Here is an 843-nt window from a genome sequence, read left to right on the forward strand (position 1 = left end):
TGGAGGATTAGCTCAGCTGGGAGAGCATCTGCCTTACAAGCAGAGGGTCGGCGGTTCGAGCCCGTCATCCTCCACCATATTTATTCTTACATAATGTTAGGATAGATAAAGCCGGTGTAGCTCAACTGGTAGAGCAACTGACTTGTAATCAGTAGGTTGGGGGTTCAAGTCCTCTTGCCGGCACCACTTTCATATGGTAAGATAGACAAGTCGCTTTAAAAGCGAGCCATTAGCTCAGTTGGTAGAGCATCTGACTTTTAATCAGAGGGTCGAAGGTTCGAGTCCTTCATGGCTCACCATTTTCATGCGGGTGTGGCGGAATTGGCAGACGCGCTAGACTTAGGATCTAGTGTCTTTATGACGTGGGGGTTCAAGTCCCTTCACCCGCATTGCCAAACAACATAAAGAAATCCTGTAATGCGGAAGTAGTTCAGTGGTAGAACACCACCTTGCCAAGGTGGGGGTCGCGGGTTCGAATCCCGTCTTCCGCTTATACCATCCACGCCGGGGTGGTGGAATTGGCAGACACACAGGACTTAAAATCCTGCGGTAGGTGACTACCGTGCCGGTTCAAGTCCGGCCCTCGGCATTATAAAATAAGCGCCCGTAGCTCAATTGGATAGAGCGTTTGACTACGGATCAAAAGGTTAGGGGTTCGACTCCTCTCGGGCGCGCCATTAAGATCGGGAAGTAGCTCAGCTTGGTAGAGCACTTGGTTTGGGACCAAGGGGTCGCAGGTTCGAATCCTGTCTTCCCGACCATCTTTTATGGGGCCTTAGCTCAGCTGGGAGAGCGCCTGCCTTGCACGCAGGAGGTCAGCGGTTCGATCCCGCTAGGCTCCAC

Annotated in this window: 9 tRNA genes; all 9 read left to right on the forward strand. The window is 52.2% G+C overall.

The features are described 5' to 3' along the window. Nucleotide 1 precedes the first annotated feature (1 nt). The 9 genes from ACTJKA_RS19870 to ACTJKA_RS19910 all read left to right on the forward strand — a co-directional run bounded on the left by ACTJKA_RS19870 (nucleotide 2) and on the right by ACTJKA_RS19910 (nucleotide 842). Nucleotides 2–77, forward strand: a tRNA-Val gene (locus ACTJKA_RS19870). 33 nt (nucleotides 78–110) lie between these two features. Beyond that, a tRNA-Thr gene (locus tag ACTJKA_RS19875) sits at nucleotides 111–186 on the forward strand. Between the two features lie 37 nt (nucleotides 187–223). Further along, a tRNA-Lys gene (locus tag ACTJKA_RS19880) sits at nucleotides 224–299 on the forward strand. 7 nt (nucleotides 300–306) lie between these two features. After that, nucleotides 307–389, forward strand: a tRNA-Leu gene (locus tag ACTJKA_RS19885). Nucleotides 390–419: 30 nt separating this feature from the next. Then, nucleotides 420–491, forward strand: a tRNA-Gly gene (locus ACTJKA_RS19890). 12 nt (nucleotides 492–503) lie between these two features. After that, a tRNA-Leu gene (locus ACTJKA_RS19895) sits at nucleotides 504–589 on the forward strand. Between the two features lie 11 nt (nucleotides 590–600). Beyond that, nucleotides 601–677 (forward strand) — tRNA-Arg (locus tag ACTJKA_RS19900). A 7-nt stretch (nucleotides 678–684) separates the two neighbouring features. Continuing rightward, nucleotides 685–761 (forward strand) — tRNA-Pro (locus ACTJKA_RS19905). A gap of 8 nt (nucleotides 762–769) precedes the next feature. After that, nucleotides 770–842: transfer RNA gene (locus tag ACTJKA_RS19910), tRNA-Ala, on the forward strand. Nucleotide 843: the final 1 nt, after the last annotated feature.

The organism is Bacillus sp. 22190, from assembly GCF_052045575.1.
Classification (GTDB): domain Bacteria; phylum Bacillota; class Bacilli; order Bacillales; family Bacillaceae; genus Bacillus; species Bacillus altitudinis.